This is a genomic window from Haliea atlantica (genome assembly GCF_054779855.1).
This window is the reverse complement of sequence record NZ_BAAGXL010000019.1, coordinates 284,322-299,476: the sequence shown is the minus strand read 5'-3', so window position 1 is coordinate 299,476 and position 15,155 is coordinate 284,322. Positions and strand designations below refer to the sequence as shown.

Annotated in this window: 15 protein-coding genes; 12 read left to right on the top strand and 3 right to left on the bottom strand. The window is 60.9% G+C overall.

From position 1 onward, the window contains the following. Window position 1 precedes the first annotated feature (1 nt). The 11 genes from ACYVGS_RS13160 (at window position 2) to ACYVGS_RS13110 (ending at window position 11,836) form a co-directional block, all read left to right on the top strand. Window positions 2-895, top strand: a complete 894-nt coding sequence (locus ACYVGS_RS13160) for a TIGR03749 family integrating conjugative element protein (protein WP_063140596.1) — start codon at window positions 2-4, stop codon at window positions 893-895. Then, window positions 885-2,303, top strand: a complete 1,419-nt coding sequence (locus ACYVGS_RS13155) for a TIGR03752 family integrating conjugative element protein (protein WP_063140595.1) — start codon at window positions 885-887, stop codon at window positions 2,301-2,303. The genes ACYVGS_RS13160 and ACYVGS_RS13155 overlap by 11 nt, the downstream gene beginning before the upstream one ends. Then, complete coding sequence (locus ACYVGS_RS13150) at window positions 2,284-2,724, top strand: TIGR03751 family conjugal transfer lipoprotein (RefSeq protein WP_063140594.1); 441 nt, start codon at window positions 2,284-2,286, stop codon at window positions 2,722-2,724. The genes ACYVGS_RS13155 and ACYVGS_RS13150 overlap by 20 nt, the downstream gene beginning before the upstream one ends. 65 nt (window positions 2,725-2,789) lie before the next feature. Then, window positions 2,790-5,618: a conjugative transfer ATPase gene (locus ACYVGS_RS13145; protein ID WP_460589141.1), complete on the top strand. Its 2,829-nt coding sequence runs from the start codon at window positions 2,790-2,792 to the stop codon at window positions 5,616-5,618. 9 nt (window positions 5,619-5,627) lie between these two features. Further along, window positions 5,628-6,377 (top strand): DsbA family protein, encoded by a 750-nt coding sequence (locus ACYVGS_RS13140; protein ID WP_063140592.1) that lies wholly within the window; start codon window positions 5,628-5,630, stop codon window positions 6,375-6,377. A gap of 190 nt (window positions 6,378-6,567) precedes the next feature. Continuing rightward, window positions 6,568-7,068 carry a RadC family protein gene (gene radC / locus ACYVGS_RS13135; RefSeq protein ID WP_063140591.1) on the top strand — a complete coding sequence of 167 codons (501 nt, stop codon included), beginning with the start codon at window positions 6,568-6,570 and terminating at the stop codon, window positions 7,066-7,068. Window positions 7,069-7,273: 205 nt separating this feature from the next. Further along, the gene (locus ACYVGS_RS13130) at window positions 7,274-7,648 is read left to right on the top strand and encodes a TIGR03757 family integrating conjugative element protein (protein ID WP_063140620.1); all 375 of its coding nucleotides are present in this window, start codon (window positions 7,274-7,276) and stop codon (window positions 7,646-7,648) included. Window positions 7,649-7,692: 44 nt separating this feature from the next. Beyond that, on the top strand, window positions 7,693-8,583 hold the full coding sequence (locus tag ACYVGS_RS13125) for a TIGR03756 family integrating conjugative element protein (protein ID WP_416160382.1): 891 nt from the start codon (window positions 7,693-7,695) through the stop codon (window positions 8,581-8,583). A gap of 10 nt (window positions 8,584-8,593) precedes the next feature. Next, window positions 8,594-9,979: an integrating conjugative element protein gene (locus ACYVGS_RS13120; protein WP_157367576.1), complete on the top strand. Its 1,386-nt coding sequence runs from the start codon at window positions 8,594-8,596 to the stop codon at window positions 9,977-9,979. Further along, on the top strand, window positions 9,976-10,296 hold the full coding sequence (locus ACYVGS_RS13115) for a hypothetical protein (RefSeq protein ID WP_063140588.1): 321 nt from the start codon (window positions 9,976-9,978) through the stop codon (window positions 10,294-10,296). Before ACYVGS_RS13120 ends, ACYVGS_RS13115 begins: the two co-directional genes overlap by 4 nt. Before the next feature lie 22 nt (window positions 10,297-10,318). After that, window positions 10,319-11,836: a conjugal transfer protein TraG N-terminal domain-containing protein gene (locus ACYVGS_RS13110; protein ID WP_233916861.1), complete on the top strand. Its 1,518-nt coding sequence runs from the start codon at window positions 10,319-10,321 to the stop codon at window positions 11,834-11,836. Between the two features lie 26 nt (window positions 11,837-11,862). Here ACYVGS_RS13110 and ACYVGS_RS13105 read toward each other — a convergent pair whose 3' ends face one another. From ACYVGS_RS13105 to ACYVGS_RS13095, 3 genes are read right to left on the bottom strand one after another with little or no spacing between them, the layout of a single operon-like run. Beyond that, on the bottom strand, window positions 11,863-12,225 hold the full coding sequence (locus tag ACYVGS_RS13105) for a DUF3742 family protein (RefSeq protein WP_460589139.1): 363 nt from the start codon (window positions 12,223-12,225) through the stop codon (window positions 11,863-11,865). Window positions 12,226-12,246: 21 nt separating this feature from the next. Then, window positions 12,247-12,711 (bottom strand): type II toxin-antitoxin system YhaV family toxin, encoded by a 465-nt coding sequence (locus ACYVGS_RS13100; protein ID WP_233917059.1) that lies wholly within the window; start codon window positions 12,709-12,711, stop codon window positions 12,247-12,249. Then, on the bottom strand, window positions 12,711-13,136 hold the full coding sequence (locus ACYVGS_RS13095; RefSeq protein ID WP_460589138.1) for a type II toxin-antitoxin system PrlF family antitoxin: 426 nt from the start codon (window positions 13,134-13,136) through the stop codon (window positions 12,711-12,713). The genes ACYVGS_RS13100 and ACYVGS_RS13095 overlap by 1 nt, the downstream gene beginning before the upstream one ends. Window positions 13,137-13,376: 240 nt before the next feature. On the opposite strand from ACYVGS_RS13095, the gene mobH reads away from it, so the two are divergent. Beyond that, on the top strand, window positions 13,377-15,143 hold the full coding sequence (gene mobH / locus ACYVGS_RS13090) for a MobH family relaxase (RefSeq protein ID WP_460589137.1): 1,767 nt from the start codon (window positions 13,377-13,379) through the stop codon (window positions 15,141-15,143). Window positions 15,144-15,155 lie beyond the last annotated feature (12 nt).

Sequence of the window (15,155 nt, the reverse complement as noted above, 5' to 3'; positions counted from 1 at the left end):
CATGTTACGACCATTCCGCTTTCTGGCCTGTCTCACCCTGCTCCTCGGCTGGATTCCTATTAGCCATGCGGTGGAAATCCTCAAGTGGGAGCGCATGCCGCTGGCCGTGCCTCTGGTGGTCGGCCACGAGCGCGTGGTTTTTATCGACCGCAACGTGCGCGTCGGCGTTCCTGCATCAATCGGTGATCGCCTTCGGGTGCAAAGCGCGGGTGGAGCTATCTACCTGTTGGCGCACGACACCATCGAACCCACACGGTTGCAGTTGCAGGATGCCGACGACGGCACCTTGATCCTGATCGACATTGCCGCACAGGAAGGCGATGAGCCTCTGGAGCCAGTACGCATCGTCGAAGGTGATGCCGTTGGTCCCCGTTATGGCGGCACCAGCACACAAGCCCCTGGGGTGCCGAGCGCTGCCACCGCGAATCCCGCGCGGGAGACACCGGTGCCGGTGATACTCACGCGCTACGCAGCCCAGCACCTGTACGCACCGCTGCGTACCGTCGAACCCGTGAACGGCCTCTCGCGCGGGAACCTGCACCGCGACCTGGTGTTGGACACGTTGTTGCCCACCTTGCCGATCCGCGCCAATGCTCTGGCCTCCTGGCGGCTGGAGGATCAGTGGGTGACAGCGGTGCGCCTGACCAATACCGCCCATCGGTGGCTCACCCTGGACCCCAGGGCGCTGCAAGGCAATTTCGTGGCGGCGACGTTCCAGCATCCCGACTTGGGACCGACAGGTACGTCACACGACACCACGGTGGTGTACCTGGTGACACGAGGCCATGGTCTGGCGAAAGCGCTGCTGCCGGCCATCAGCCCCATCGATGCCACCCGCAACCTGCCGGCCGCCGCTGCCGCCGGCGACGCGGAGGGAGTGGATCATGCGCAGTAACGGTCTGCTCAAGTGGCTGATGCTCCCGGTAGTGGCGCTGCTGGTGTTCGCCGGTATCCGGCTGTTGTCCGGGGAGCGCGGCCCAGGCACCGTGCCACAGGACGCAGGGACACGCCTGTCCGCCGAGGAGAGGCGTGCCCTCGGTATCGAGGGCGATACACCCAACGATACGGTGGCCACCCTGGTGGCCCAGGTGCGACAGTTCCGGGAGCAACTGGAGACGGCGCTGTCGGACAACCGCGCCCAGCAGGCAGAGAACGACCGCCTGCGCCAGCGTGAACGCTCCATCGAGCAGCGCATCCAGACGGCGCTGGACACGGAGCGTGCACAACTCCGCCAAGATCGAGACCAGGTGGCCAGCGAACGGCAGCAGGCACAGAGTCTGTTGCAAGATTTGCAACGGCAACTCGAAGGCTTGAGTGGAGCGAACGGCCAGGCGGACCTGCCCATCGGCCTCGGGCTCGAACCCGGCGACGGTCAGGGCTTCGGCGACGGTATGCGCTGGATCGAGCCGGACGATGCCCAACCTGCCGACCCGCGCAGCGGCAATAGCAGCGGTTTTACCTTTCCCACTACTTTCGGCCCTGCCCAGGATACCATCGACGCGGCCAGCGAAACCCTGGGGCGGGCCACGGATGGGCAAGTGGGCGCTTCACCACTGAAAGCCGTCTACACCGTGCCCTCCAACGCCATCCTGATGGGGTCGGTGGCCATGACGGCACTGATCGGTCGGGTCCCCGTCGACGGCACGGTGAACGATCCCTATCCGTTCAAGGTAGTGATCGGTCCCGACAACCTCACCGCCAACGGCATCGAGATTCCCGATGTGGCCGGTGCCGTGGTCAGCGGCACGGCCTCGGGGGATTGGACGCTGTCCTGCGTGCGGGGGCAGATTCGGTCGATCACTTTCGTATTCCAGGACGGCACCATCCGCACATTGCCGGAGGAAGACGGCAGCAATACCCGCAGCAACCGAAACGATGTCGACATCCTCGATGGCCTCGGCTGGATCAGCGATCCCTACGGTATCCCCTGTGTGACCGGTGAACGGCGCAGCAATGCCCAGCAGTATCTGGGTACCCAGGCACTGATCACAGCCGCCGGTGCCGGTGCGGCTTCCCTGATCGACTCGGAGAGCGGACGTATGTCCTACGTTGGCAGTGATGGCTCCCTCGGTACGGTTGGCATCAGTGCCAATGAGGCTATGGGCCGTATTCTGGCGGGCGGCGTGCAGGAGATGTCGCAATGGGTCAACCAGCTCTACGGACAGGCCTTCGCGGCGGTCTATGTGGAACCCGGTGCCCAGGTAGCCGTGCATATCGAACAAGCTCTCAACATCGACTACGACGTCAAGGGTCGCCGGGTCGATCATCGCATTGGAGGCTCCCATGCACAGGATCTCGACTGACCTCAAACGGGCCGGATGCACGGCCCTCATGCTTGCCATGCTGGTCCTGGCTGGCTGCGCCACCAGCAAGGATGAACTGCTCACCCACGATGGTCAGACCATGCACGACATCTGGAGTCGTGAAGCCGGCAATGGCGGCCGCGCAGCCCGAGAGCTCTTGGATGCACGCCAGTCCCTGCGTCGACCACTAACCACGGAAGACGTGCAGGCAGCGCCGAGGGAACAGGCCCATTATACCCGCACGGCACACAATGAAATCCTCAGCCAGTTTAAGCGTCTGCCCAATCCGGACCTGGTCATGTACGTCTTCCCGCACCTGGCCGGTACAGACCCCGTACCGGTACCTGGCTACAGCACCGTGTTCCCCCTGTATCAGCGCGTGCAGTACGCCCTGCCGGGCGAACGGGTGGAGGATTATTGATGGCCTGGTCACTGCCTTGGTCAAGACAAGGGCTCATTCGGAATAGAGTCGGAAAAACAAAGGCCTTGCCAGCGCCACCCGATGTCTGGGCGCGTCATGTGGAAAGCCTGCACGACCACGGCATTCCCACGCCGGGTCACCATCGCGACTCTAAACGCTCCGCCGCGACGCAAGCGGACGAACAGCATCTGTATGACGTCAAGCCGTCGTTCGTCGATCTGCTGCCCTGGGTGGAGTACCTGCCGGACTCACAAAGTCTGCTGCTGGATGACGGCGAGTCAGTCGCAGCCTTCTTCGAGTTGACGCCTATCGGCACCGAGGGGCGTGAATCGCAATGGTTGTTGCAAGCTCGTGACGCCTTGGAAAACGCCCTGCAGGACAGCTTCGATGAGTTGGACGAACACCCCTGGGTGGTGCAGCTCTACGCCCAGGACGAAACCGACTGGTCCAGCTACCTGAACACCCTGCGCGACTACATCCAGCCCCGCGCCCAAGGCAGCGCCTTCAGTGAAAGTTATCGGCGTTTTCTGGCTCATCACTTGCGCGCCATCGCCAAACCCGGCGGACTTTTCGAGGACACCACCGTGACCCGACTGCCCTGGCGCGGCCAATGCCGCCGCGTGCGCCTGGTGGTCTACCGCCGTGCGCCGGGCACTGCCCGGCGTCGAAGGCAAACCCCAGAGCACGCGCTGACGACAGTGTGTGATCGCTTGCTGGGAGGGCTGGCCAATGCCGGTGTCGGCGCGCGCCGCATGCAAGCAGCGGACATCCACGCCTGGTTGCTGCGCTGGTTCAATCCGCATCCCAGCCTACTCGGGTCGACAGCGGAGGATAGGGAGCGTTTCTATCAGTTGACGGCTTACCCCAGTGAGTCGGAGCCGGGCGAAGTCGAGCTGGCCAGCGGTACCGATTTCTCGCAGCGGTTGTTCTTCGGCGAGCCACGCTCCGACATGGAGACCGGCACCTGGGTATTCGACGGCATGCCGCACCGGGTCATGGTGCTCGACCGTCTGCGTACACCTCCGGCTACCGGCCATGTCACCGGTGAGACTCGCAAGGGCGGCGATGCCTTCAATGCCCTGTTCGACCAGATGCCCGAAGACACGGTGATGTGTCTGACCCTGGTGGCCACGCCCCAGGACGTGCTCGAAGCGCACCTCAACCACCTGGATCGCAAGGCTGTCGGCGACACCCTGGCCTCCGAGCAGGCGCGTCAGGACGTACAGGAGGCGCGTTCGCTGATCGGCAGTGCCCACAAACTCTATCGCGGTGCGCTGGCGTTTTATCTGCGCGGGCACGACCAGGACGAACTGAACGCACGGGGCCTGCAACTCGCCAACGTGATGCTCAATGCCGGCCTGCAGCCGGTGCGAGAGGAGGATGAGGTCGCGCCACTCAATAGCTACTTGCGCTGGCTACCCGGCGTGTTCGATCCAGCCAAGGATCGCCGCCAGTGGTATACCCAGTTGATGTTCGCCCAGCACGCGGCCAACCTCTCGCCGCTCTGGGGCCGCAACCAGGGCACTGGCCACCCCGGCATCACTTTCTTCAATCGTGGGGGCGACACCATCACCTTCGACCCACTCAACCGGCACGACCGGCAGATGAACGCCCACCTGTTCCTGTTCGGCCCGACCGGCTCCGGCAAGTCCGCCACCCTCAACAACATCCTCAACCAGGTGGTCGCCGTCTACCGGCCACGGCTGTTCATCGTCGAGGCGGGCAACTCCTTCGGTCTGTTTGGGGATTTCGCCAAGCGCCTCGGGCTGAGTGTGCACCGGGTCAAGCTGGCCCCCGGTGCCGGTGTGAGCCTGGCACCGTTCAGCGATGCCTGGCGGTTGGTCGACACCCCCGGCGAGGTCAGCACCCTGGATGCCGATGCTCTGGATGACGACACGGAAAAGACGGCACCCACCTCAGAGGAAGACGAGCAACGTGACGTGCTGGGCGAGTTGGAGATCACCGCGCGACTGATGATCACCGGTGGGGAAGACAAGGAAGAGGCGCGCATGACCCGCGCCGACCGCAGCCTGATCCGACAGTGCATCCTGGATGCAGCCCGCCGCTGCGTCCAGGACGAGCGCACGGTGCTGACCGAGGACGTGCGCGACGCCCTGCGCGAGCACAGCATGGAGTCGACGCTGCCTGAAACCCGGCGGGCGCGCCTGCTGGAAATGGCCGATGCCATGGACATGTTCTGTCAGGGTCTGGACGGCGAGATGTTCAACCGCCCTGGCACGCCCTGGCCCGAGGCCGACATCACCATCGTCGATCTGGCGACCTTTGCCCGCGAGGGCTACAACGCCCAACTCTCCATCGCCTATATCTCCCTGATCAACACGGTCAACAACATCGCCGAACGTGACCAGTTCCTGGGTCGGCCCATCATCAATGTCACCGACGAAGGACACATCATCACCAAGAACCCTTTGCTCGCGCCCTATGTCGTCAAGATCACCAAGATGTGGCGCAAGCTGGGAGCCTGGTTCTGGCTGGCGACCCAGAACCTGGACGACCTGCCCAAGGCTGCCGAGCCCATGCTGTCGATGATCGAGTGGTGGATCTGCCTGTCCATGCCCCCGGACGAGGTGGAGAAGGTGGCGCGCTTTCGGGAACTCAACCCCGCGCAGAAGGCGCTGATGCGCTCGGCCCGCAAGGAGTCCGGCAAGTTCAGCGAAGGCGTGATCCTGTCGAAGTCGATGGAAGTATTGTTCCGCGCCGTGCCGCCAAGCCTCTATCTCGCCATGGCGATGACGGAACCCGAAGAGAAAGCCGAACGTCACCAGTTGATGCGCGAACACGGTATCAGCGAGCTGGAAGCCGCCTTCAAGGTGGCGGAGAAAATCGACCGGGCGCGAGGCATCGAGCCCTTGTCGCCGGACAGTTTCAACTGAGGTGCTCACATGGACAGGTCTTGGCATGCGAACCACAGAACACGAGCCACCATTGGGTTGATACTGGTCACAGCGGCAGTCTCCATTGCCCTTCTGATATGGGTATTCTCGTCACGCGGCCTCAGTTCGCAACACGCTAATGATCCTATCGCCGAACCGATGGGACCACCCTGGTTCTACGGCCACCTCGATGCACGGTTCACCGTGGTCTCCTACGCCGATCTGGAATGCCCGTTTTGCCAGGCCTATTTCCCAATCCTGAGACAGTGGATCGACACCCATCCCGAAGTGAACTGGCAATGGCATCACTTGCCGCTGGCGTTCCATGAACCCGCCGCCACTCAAGGCGCACGCCTGGCGGAATGCGCCGGGGAAGTGCGCGGGCACACCGCGTTCTGGCAGACCATCGCCTGGGTGTATCAGCACACACGTAGTGATGGCCAGGGCGTTCCCAGCGAGGTCCCGATACCCGGTCTGACACCTGAGTTGCAAGCGTGTCTGGATAGCACGAGGCCCGATGCCGCGATTCAGACCCAGGCCACAGAAGCGTCACAGGCTGGAGTGGTCGCCACGCCGACTCTGCGCCTGATCGACAACCATACCGGCACAGATTTGCTGTTACCGGCTGGCCCTATCGAGGGCGATGCGCTGCTGTCCGCCATCGACCTGCTCATGGCCATGGCGAGTGAGACCGCGGAGGAATCGGCCACCACAACAAGCGAAATGCCTGCCGACGTCGTCGGCGACATGCCCAGGTAGCCACGGTCTTCAAGGCTACGGCGTGGTTCCGACCACGTTGATCGACCCGTTCGCTCCGCATCCCTCGCGCGAACGTCCATCGTCTTCGATGGAGGATGCCAACGATCCGGCCCGTATTGCGGGCCTTCCACTGTCCCAGGGGGCCTTGCCCCTTGGGACAGGAGCCTCCGTTCCTATCCAGGAGGTTCCCATGACTCTGTCCAATGCCGTCACCGACGGCACCACTTGCACGCTCGTCGACTATGCGAGCATCCAGGATGACCCACTGATCCGTCAGGCCATCGGCGTCTTGGAAGAACGCCTCTTCAAGCGCGGTGCATCGCTGACCAGTCCTGCCGCCGTACGTGAGTACCTGCGGTTGAAACTTGCCGGTGAAGCACTGGAGGTCTTTGCTGCCGTCTTCCTCGACTCGCAGCATTGCGTGATCGCCTATGAACCGATGTTCCGAGGCACCATCGACGGCGCTGCGGTCTATCCACGTGCCGTGGTCAAACGTGCCATCGAGCACAACTGCGCCGCCGTGGTCTTTGCTCACAATCATCCTTCGGGGTCGACCGAACCGAGTCAGGCCGACAAGGCGATCACGACTCGATTGAAATCGGCTCTCGAACTCGTCGATGTGAGAGTGCTGGATCACTTCATCATTGGTGATGGAATCCCGTTCTCGTTCGCCGAATCGGGTTTGCTGTAATCCCTGTTCTTCATGGAGGCGTCTTCGGACGCCTCCTTTCTTCTCTCCTGCAATAAAACGGTAGGCACTCAATTCGCATTCTTCATGGCGCATGTACCCCAAGGCGATCGACGATCACCCATCATAGATACTGGGGAGCCATGACATGCCATCAGCCACTGCCCGATTCACAAATACCAGCCACCTCCTAGTCACGGCAGTCTTCATGCTGCTGGTTTCGTCCTATGTCCAGGCGGCAGATGTGCTGGTCTTCACCGATCAAAAGCATGCCGTAGTGGCACCGAACGATGTGCCGGTCATTCACCTGGATGCCCCCGCAGAGATCGAAGCGGAACTGGCATCTGAGCTGCCTGCCGATTCCCAGCGAGCAGAGGCCATCGTTCGCCAGCGCCTGGGGGATGGCGGTACTGAGCTTCAAGCCCGTCTTGCCAGCGCTTACCAAGGCGTCGTTGATGCCTGGCATCTGGGTATCACCAAACTTCCCGCCATCGTAGTCGAGAGGCGCTATGTGGTGTATGGCGATGCTGACGTGGCACGGGCCATGGCCGCCATCGAGGCCTACAAGAGGGAGCAGCAATGAGATTACCTCGCCGGAAGCTACGTGCCAGTCTCGCTGTTTGCCTGATGAGCGCAGCCATACCGGCCTTCGCTATCAACACCGTCACCATCACCAGTTCGGTGCTTTCCCCTGACTGCGTCAGCTACCGTGTGAAGGGTATCTGCTACTGGCTGCTCTGCACCTTAACCGGTTGTACCGTGAGGACTTCCGTCAAGGTAGAACACTACGTGCCCGATGCGGTGGTCTCCAGTTATTCCAACACGGGCGAGAACCCCTGGGTGGAAGTGCGGGCGATGAGCATGCCCAACCCCACCGCAGAAGGCGGCGGCGACGGCACCACCAACGAGGAACACGAGAACAACCTGGCCAAGTTCAAGAATGCCGATGTGATCGGCCATCCAGGCTCAACCCTGTTCAGCCAGTTCATCAGCCAGTGGGGGTATTCCTGTGCGGGAGCAGGCACGGCCTTTATGCCCTACCTGCTGAGCACGCTCGATACCGTGGCTTGGCGTTACAACGTGCCGGAATCCCTCTATCCCGAAGCATTGATACCGGGCAGACGTGAGATCGGCACGCGATTGGGGCTGAACCTTTGGGGCAATGTCTATCCCCGTGGCGGTTTCCTTCACCACGTCGATGACTACAAGGCCGCCGCTGTCGTGGCTCAGCGGGCGGGCGATATCGTGACCCGCCGTGGTCAGCTCCATGTCTATCAACCGTTGGTGGCCAATGCCTATGACGGCTACTGGCCAGCCGGTGCGTTGATGGAAAGCGATGCCAGCACGGGCAAGTGGCAGGAACTCACTCCCACACTCAAGAACACCTGCGCGGTCTTCCCTCACAACGAGCGCCGGGTTCAGGCACAACGAGGCGACTACGCCTGGGCACTCTGGCGACCCTATGCCTGCTGCCAGCGTCGGGGCCAGATTTTTCTTGGCAGCGTGGATTTCTATTGAGGGCAGGCCAATGAAGCGACTTATCCGACGATCACTGTTGCCCATAGGGCTTGGCATGATGCTGCTCGGTCAGCCGCTGTTGGCGCAAACCACCATCGACGATTACAACGTTCACCACCGGGGCAGCGTCATCGGTGACGACGTGCTCTACAGCATCGGCGGCGGCCGGGCCGTTTCCATGGGGCCGGTCGGCCAGATGCAGACCCTGGGGGTCGGCATCGGCTGGAACAGCAACCTGATCTGCGGCGACATGAGCCTCACTACCACGCTGCAGAACCAGCTCAACGGCATCACCAATGGCTTTCAGACGATCATGAGCAACGTGATCCAGAACGCCACGTCGGCAGTTGCCTCACTGCCAGCCCTCATCATCCAGCGTGCTGATCCTGGCCTGTACAACCTGCTCACCAACGGCATTCTGCAAGCTAGGCTGGACTTCGATCGCTCGAAGATGACCTGCCGCGCTATCGCCAACCGCATGGCGGACATGGCGGGCGGCCAACTGGGTTGGGATCAACTGGCCGAGGGCATGGTGCTCAAACAGGCGGTGGCCAGTACCGACGCGGTGTCGGCCATCGAGGAGGCGGAAGCCAGCCGTGGGAATGACGGCGTGGCCTGGGTCGGGGGCGGCAATGCCGGTGGTTCGGGGCAGGCTCCCATCCGCGTGGTCGGTGACGTGACCCGTGCTGGTTACAACCTGCTGAACGGCCGCAGCGCTACCGACAGTTCGCCCATCGACAGTGCGACCTGCGGACACCGACTGAGTTGTCAGGCCTGGCCCTCGCCGGATGCCGCTGAAGACTGGGCAACGCGGGTACTGGGTGAGCAGGAACAGCGTACCTGCGATAGTTGTGAGAAGACCCGGACGGTACCGGGCGTTGGCCTGACGCCCATGATTCAGGAGGAATATGAGACTCGCTTCGAGGCACTGCGGGATCTGGTGACCGGAGCCACACCCACCACCTTCGAGAACCTGGCAGAGGCCGGTACCGCTTCATTGCCCATCACCCGTGGCGTGATCGAGGCACTGCGCGATGAGCCAGATCAGGACATCCTCGCTCGTCGCCTGGCCTCCGAGGTCGCGCTGTCCAGCGTGCTGGAGAAAGCGTTACTGCTGCAGCGGACACTGCTCGCCGGACGCAAGGAGCCCAACGTGGCAGCCAACCAGCTCGCACAGGATGCAGTGTCACGCGAGAGTGACCTGCTGGCCCAGGAAATCGACAACCTCAAGACCGAACTGGAATTGCGTCGCGAGCTGGCGGCCAACTCCCCGATGGCAATCATCCAGCGCCACAGCAGTCGCAGCGACGTATCGCGGGGCATCTACCAGGGCGACACCGAGCGCAACCGCCTTGATGCCATCCAGCAGGCACCGAATCAAGGCAATCCACCATGAAACCCGCATGGTTGTTCAACCGTTCATTGGGGAGGGCACTGCTCTGGACAGCATTCGCCGTATTGATGGCAGTGGGCGTCAATCTGGTCGGCATCAGTATTGTTGGTGATGTATCGAACTGGAGCCTCTGGCTCGACGACCACGCTGGCTATTTCTTGGTCTGGCGACTGTGCCTGTACGGCACAATCGGCTACGGCTGGCTGCGGATGCGACGTCGGCTGTCTTGGGATAAAGACACACGCCAACGGCTGCTCCGAGCAGAGATCGGCGCGGTAGTGGCCGTCCTCCTGCTCGAAGTCAGCGTATGGCTGACCTGAGCCCGATTGCCGGAGCCCTAACATGACGCTCTACACCTCGGACTACCTGGAGTACTACCTGACCCTGGTGGCCTGGATCATCAACAACGGCATCTGGGACGTGCTCGTCGCCAGCGGTATTTTCGCTTTGCCGTTTCTGGCCATTGTCGTACAGGAATGGCTGAAGGCTCGCGCGGAAGGCGCAGATGAAGGAAACAAAGGCGTCCTCTCATCTATGCGTATCGAAAACCGCGTGTGGGTGGCCATCGTGGTCATCCTGTTTGCGGGCATCCCCTTCATTCCGGTCGATCTCGGCACACTCCAATTTGATCGCAGCCGTTCCCAGCAGTGCCAGGTCAATGTGCCGGAGCCGTCGGAGACCAACTGGTCGACCTCCTTCACCACCCTCAACAACCAGAGTGCCCACGTCCCGGTTTGGTGGTTCTTTATGCACGCCATCTCCAAAGCCGTCACCGGCGCAGCAGTGGCCGCCATCCCCTGTGGCACCGACCTGCGTCAGATGCGCATGGACATCGATAGCACACGCATCGCCGATCCGCTGTTGGCCCAGGAAGTCGCCGATTTCACCCGCGACTGCTACGGCCCTGCGCGCGCAAAACTGTTCACGAACCGCCCCACACTGAGCAACGCGGAAATGCATGACGTCACCTGGGTCGGTTCGCGTTTCTTCCTGAATACGACCGGTTTTTACGACACTTACCGCTCCCAATCGCCCCGAGATGCCTGGCCCTACAACGACAGTCGCGACGCTGGCTTGGCCGAAGTCGCCAGTGGCGGCGGTTACCCGAATTGCCGACAGTGGTGGTTGGACAGCGGCGACGGTTTGCGCGACCGCCTGCTTGCACAGGTCGATCCCGATCTGCTGACCCGGCTTGGGCAATGGGCAGGCTTTCTCAGCCAAACCGAAGTGGATGACTCGGTGATCCGCGCCATTGCCTCACCTCAGCACCAAGTGATGAACCAGGGACATGTCTACACCGACTACGGTGGCCAGATCGGAGTGACACTTCCCAACGTCACGACCCGCGTTGCATCCGACCTCGGCCTGACAGTAGGCTCACTCGGCTTCTTCCCAGCCATGGACGTGGTGCGTCAGGCACTGCCGATGGTGCTCTCCTTCCTGAAGATGGCCATGGTCATCTGCATTCCGCTGCTGCTCATCTTCGGTACCTATAACCTGCAAACGGTGGTGACGATGACTGCCGTGCAGTTTGCCCTGTTCTTCGTTGATTTCTGGTTCCAGCTAGCCCGTTGGGTGGACTCCACCATCCTCAATGCGCTCTACGGTTGGCAGTCCCCGCACGTCAACTTCAATCCACTGTTTGGGCTCAACAACGCCTTCGGCGACATGCTGTTGAACTTTGTGATGGCAATGATGTTCATCGTCCTTCCGGGCTTTTGGGTCATTGCACTTTCTTGGGCAGGTATCAGGGTTGGTAATGTTCTTGGAGGGTTAACCTTAGCCACTGGTGATGCAAAATCTGCAGGAGGGAGTGGAGCTGGAATTGCCATGAAGGCTGCAACAAAAGGCGCTAAGTAAGAAGGTTCTCTGCCGACATTACGAGGTCACGATGGATCGTCGGGATCACCCATATCGCGACGCCATTCATTTTTATCATACAGACCAAAACCGGAATGACCTTCACGCCATTCAAGTTTTTCCTCATCGTTCAAGTCCGAGTTTTTCAAAATCCAAGCCCCGGCGACACCGAACAAGAGCAACAAGGCAAACCAGAATGCGGCATATAGCAGCAGACCTAATAGGAACAGCTTTACAACCCAAAAAAACACCCGCCCAACCCGTGTGGGAATCCCTTGTGTCGCCAACCAATCAATCGCTCGCACTTCACGATGAGCAACACCACGCCAACCGCGCCCCAGCCAGCGGCCAGTGCGCTCACTTAATTTGACTTTAGGTGCTGCTTTCATCGCTTTACCTCCTCCGGAGGACTATCGTTTCTCCTTCTTCGACCAGTCGGATCGGCTGGCTGCCACCAAGCTTTCCCAATCATCTGGCGGGTTGCCTTTCTTGAGCATCTTCACGAACACCGCGTAGGGATCAGACTTGCTACCGGATGACCGCAGCGTCTGCTCGTCATTGACCCAGGCGAACACGATGGTCTTCGACCTGGAGTCGTAGCGGAAGAACAGCCGAAAACGCCTTCCGATCTTGGCCCGGCGCCAGTGCCGATGCTCCGGCCCTAGCGTATTGCCCTGGCGGTATTCGTCCCGCCCTGGATCACTGGGCACGATCTCCAAGATCAGCTGCGTCAGCGACCTGAATAACTTGACGTTGGCATTACTCTCGTAGCCTTTCGGGTCACTCCGTTGCGCTCGCTCAGTGGCGGCGTGCAGTTTCTGCAACTGTTCCACGATGCAGTCGTGGAACAGCAGTATCCATCCATGGCGCTCCATCAAATAACCACTTCACCTTCGATGTCCTCATCGAGGTCCACCGGATGTCCCAGGTTGGCAAGCATGGCTTGAGCGAGGTCATCCGGCAGGTTGCCGACGTGCTTGCCTTGGCTGATGTCTTTCTCCAGCAAATGAAGGAAGGCGCCAATAGCTGGGTCTTCGTGTTCTGCATCGGCACGGCTGACGATCACGTCGCTGCCACGCAGTTCAAATGACACTTTACCTCCTGTGGTCACACCCAGGGCCTGCCGGATCGCCTTGGGCAAGGTGATCTGCCCCTTGGACGTGAGGGTGGCTTGTTCATGGATGCTTTCATGGACACGGGACATGGTCGATCTCCTGTCGCTGATACTCATATTTACAGGGTAAGGATTATTCCTTACACTGTCAATCCCGGTGTTTCCGGCGCGGCTCTGGCTCTGCATGACCCTCTCCTGCTATCGCTGAAAGCACCGATGGTAGGCGCGACACAGCCAGCCTTCCGCAAACAATACGGAATCTGCCACACCCCATTTCTGGTAGCCCTGGTTCAGGGATTGGCCTATACCCGAGGACTTACCAAGGGCCAAAGGGCTGGGAAGGGGCAAGGGAATGGTGACAAGGGGAAAGGCTCTACCCGAAAAGGCCAAAAGGCCTCGGCCCAGCCACATTGTTCGGGGTTTCAGATGCTCTCTTTGTTCCAGCGCAAAAGCACCTGTCTGACTGCCGGAGCTGGTCAGGCTCCCGGCGCGGAAATGCCCAAAGGGCTGATGCGGCCCAAATCCGCCACAGGTCTGCTGGCGACGCCCCGCCGTCAGAAGCTACTGGAACACATCTGGCAGCGCACCTCGCTGTCCCGCCGGCAATTCAAGACTCTGTACCTGGCTCCATTGGAACGCTATGCCGAACTGGTCCAACTGTTCCCGGCCTCCGAGGGGCACCATCATGCCTATCCTGGCGGCATGTTGGATCATGGCCTGGAGATCGTTGCCTACGCCCTCAAGCTGCGCCAGTCGCACCTGCTACCCGCCGGCATGAAGCCGGAAGAACAGGCAGCACAAGCTGAAGTCTGGACCGCTGGCACGGCCTATGCCGCACTCTTGCATGACATCGGCAAGATTGCCGTCGATCTGCACGTGGAATATGCCGACGGCTCTCTCTGGCACCCCTGGCACGGCCCTTTGCAGCGGCCCTACCGATTTCGCTATCGCATGGGCAGGGAGTACCGATTGCACAGTGCTGCGACTGGACTGCTGTACACCCAACTCCTTGATCGCGGCATTCTGGACTGGCTGTGCCAGTATGCCGATCTGTGGGCTGCCCTGTTGTATGTCCTGGCCGGGCAGTATGAACATGCCGGTGCCCTAGGCGAGCTGGTGGTACAGGCGGACCAAGCCTCGGTTGCCCAGGAGCTGGGAGGTGATCCAGGCAAAGCCATCGCCGCTCCCAAACACAGCTTGCAGAGAAAACTGCTGGATGGTCTACGCTACCTGCTCAGGGAAGAGTTCAAGCTCAACCAACCCCAAGCCTCCGACGGCTGGCTAACTCAGGATGCCCTGTGGCTGGTGAGCAAGACGGTCTCCGACAAGTTACGTGCCTATCTGCTGTCCCAGGGCTTCGAGGGCATCCCATCCAACAACACCGCTCTGTTCAACATTCTGCAGGATCATGGCATTGCGCAGCCCACTCCGGACGACAAAGCCATCTGGAAGGCAACCGTGACCAGCGATGAGGGCTGGTCGCACAGTTTCACCTTTCTGAAGTTGTCTCCGGCTGTCATCTGGGAGGCGACAGAGCGACCACCGGCATTTTCAGGGAGCGTCCAGGTCGATCAGGAAGAGAGTGAGAAAGCTGCCTCCAACGAAGGCAATACCGATCACCGTGAGCCTGATTCCGAGCCTACCCAGCCGATGCCTGAGGCATCCTCCTTGCCTGTTCCGGCGAACCATGGTGTGACTGCGCTGCTCGACCTGCTGGATGACACCGACAAACCAGACTCTGACTGCCAGCCTGACACTCCGGCGGAATCAGAAACCGTTTCCACAGCCGACTCAGTGAAAGAAGATGGCCCACCATCCGGCGAGCATTTCATGGCATGGTTGCGCCAGAGTATCCAGACCCGGAAACTCATCATCAACGATGCCAAGGCGCTGGTACACACCGTGGACGGTACCGTCTACCTCATCAGCCCCGGAGTGTTCCAACGCTATGCCCAGGAACATCTGCAGGTCGCGAAGCTGGCCAAGTCGAAGGAGCTTCCTGGCTGGCAGTGGGTTCAGAAGCGCTTCGAGAAGCTGGGGTTGCACCGCAAACAGGACAATGGACTAAATATCTGGACGTGCGAAGTGAAGGGGCCACGCAAGTCACGGCGGGTGCATGGGTACTTGCTCTCAACTTCCGATGAACTATTCGACCATCCACCAAGCGACAACCCATATCTAAAGCTGTTGTGACAAAGCAGCGCT

Bases quoted from the DNA above. Each gene is read 5' to 3' on its own strand.
- ACYVGS_RS13160 (WP_063140596.1), top strand. From the start codon at position 2: ATGTTACGACCATTCCGCTTTCTGGCCTGTCTCACCCTGCTCCTCGGC.
- ACYVGS_RS13155 (WP_063140595.1), top strand. From the start codon at position 885: ATGCGCAGTAACGGTCTGCTCAAGTGGCTGATGCTCCCGGTAGTGGCG.
- ACYVGS_RS13150 (WP_063140594.1), top strand. From the start codon at position 2,284: ATGCACAGGATCTCGACTGACCTCAAACGGGCCGGATGCACGGCCCTC.
- ACYVGS_RS13140 (WP_063140592.1), top strand. From the start codon at position 5,628: ATGGACAGGTCTTGGCATGCGAACCACAGAACACGAGCCACCATTGGG.
- radC (WP_063140591.1), top strand. From the start codon at position 6,568: ATGACTCTGTCCAATGCCGTCACCGACGGCACCACTTGCACGCTCGTC.
- ACYVGS_RS13130 (WP_063140620.1), top strand. From the start codon at position 7,274: ATGCTGCTGGTTTCGTCCTATGTCCAGGCGGCAGATGTGCTGGTCTTC.
- ACYVGS_RS13125 (WP_416160382.1), top strand. From the start codon at position 7,693: ATGAGCGCAGCCATACCGGCCTTCGCTATCAACACCGTCACCATCACC.
- ACYVGS_RS13120 (WP_157367576.1), top strand. From the start codon at position 8,594: ATGAAGCGACTTATCCGACGATCACTGTTGCCCATAGGGCTTGGCATG.
- ACYVGS_RS13115 (WP_063140588.1), top strand. From the start codon at position 9,976: ATGAAACCCGCATGGTTGTTCAACCGTTCATTGGGGAGGGCACTGCTC.
- ACYVGS_RS13110 (WP_233916861.1), top strand. From the start codon at position 10,319: ATGACGCTCTACACCTCGGACTACCTGGAGTACTACCTGACCCTGGTG.
- ACYVGS_RS13105 (WP_460589139.1), bottom strand. From the start codon at position 12,225: ATGAAAGCAGCACCTAAAGTCAAATTAAGTGAGCGCACTGGCCGCTGG.
- ACYVGS_RS13100 (WP_233917059.1), bottom strand. From the start codon at position 12,711: ATGGAGCGCCATGGATGGATACTGCTGTTCCACGACTGCATCGTGGAA.
- ACYVGS_RS13095 (WP_460589138.1), bottom strand. From the start codon at position 13,136: ATGCAGAGCCAGAGCCGCGCCGGAAACACCGGGATTGACAGTGTAAGG.
- mobH (WP_460589137.1), top strand. From the start codon at position 13,377: ATGCTCTCTTTGTTCCAGCGCAAAAGCACCTGTCTGACTGCCGGAGCT.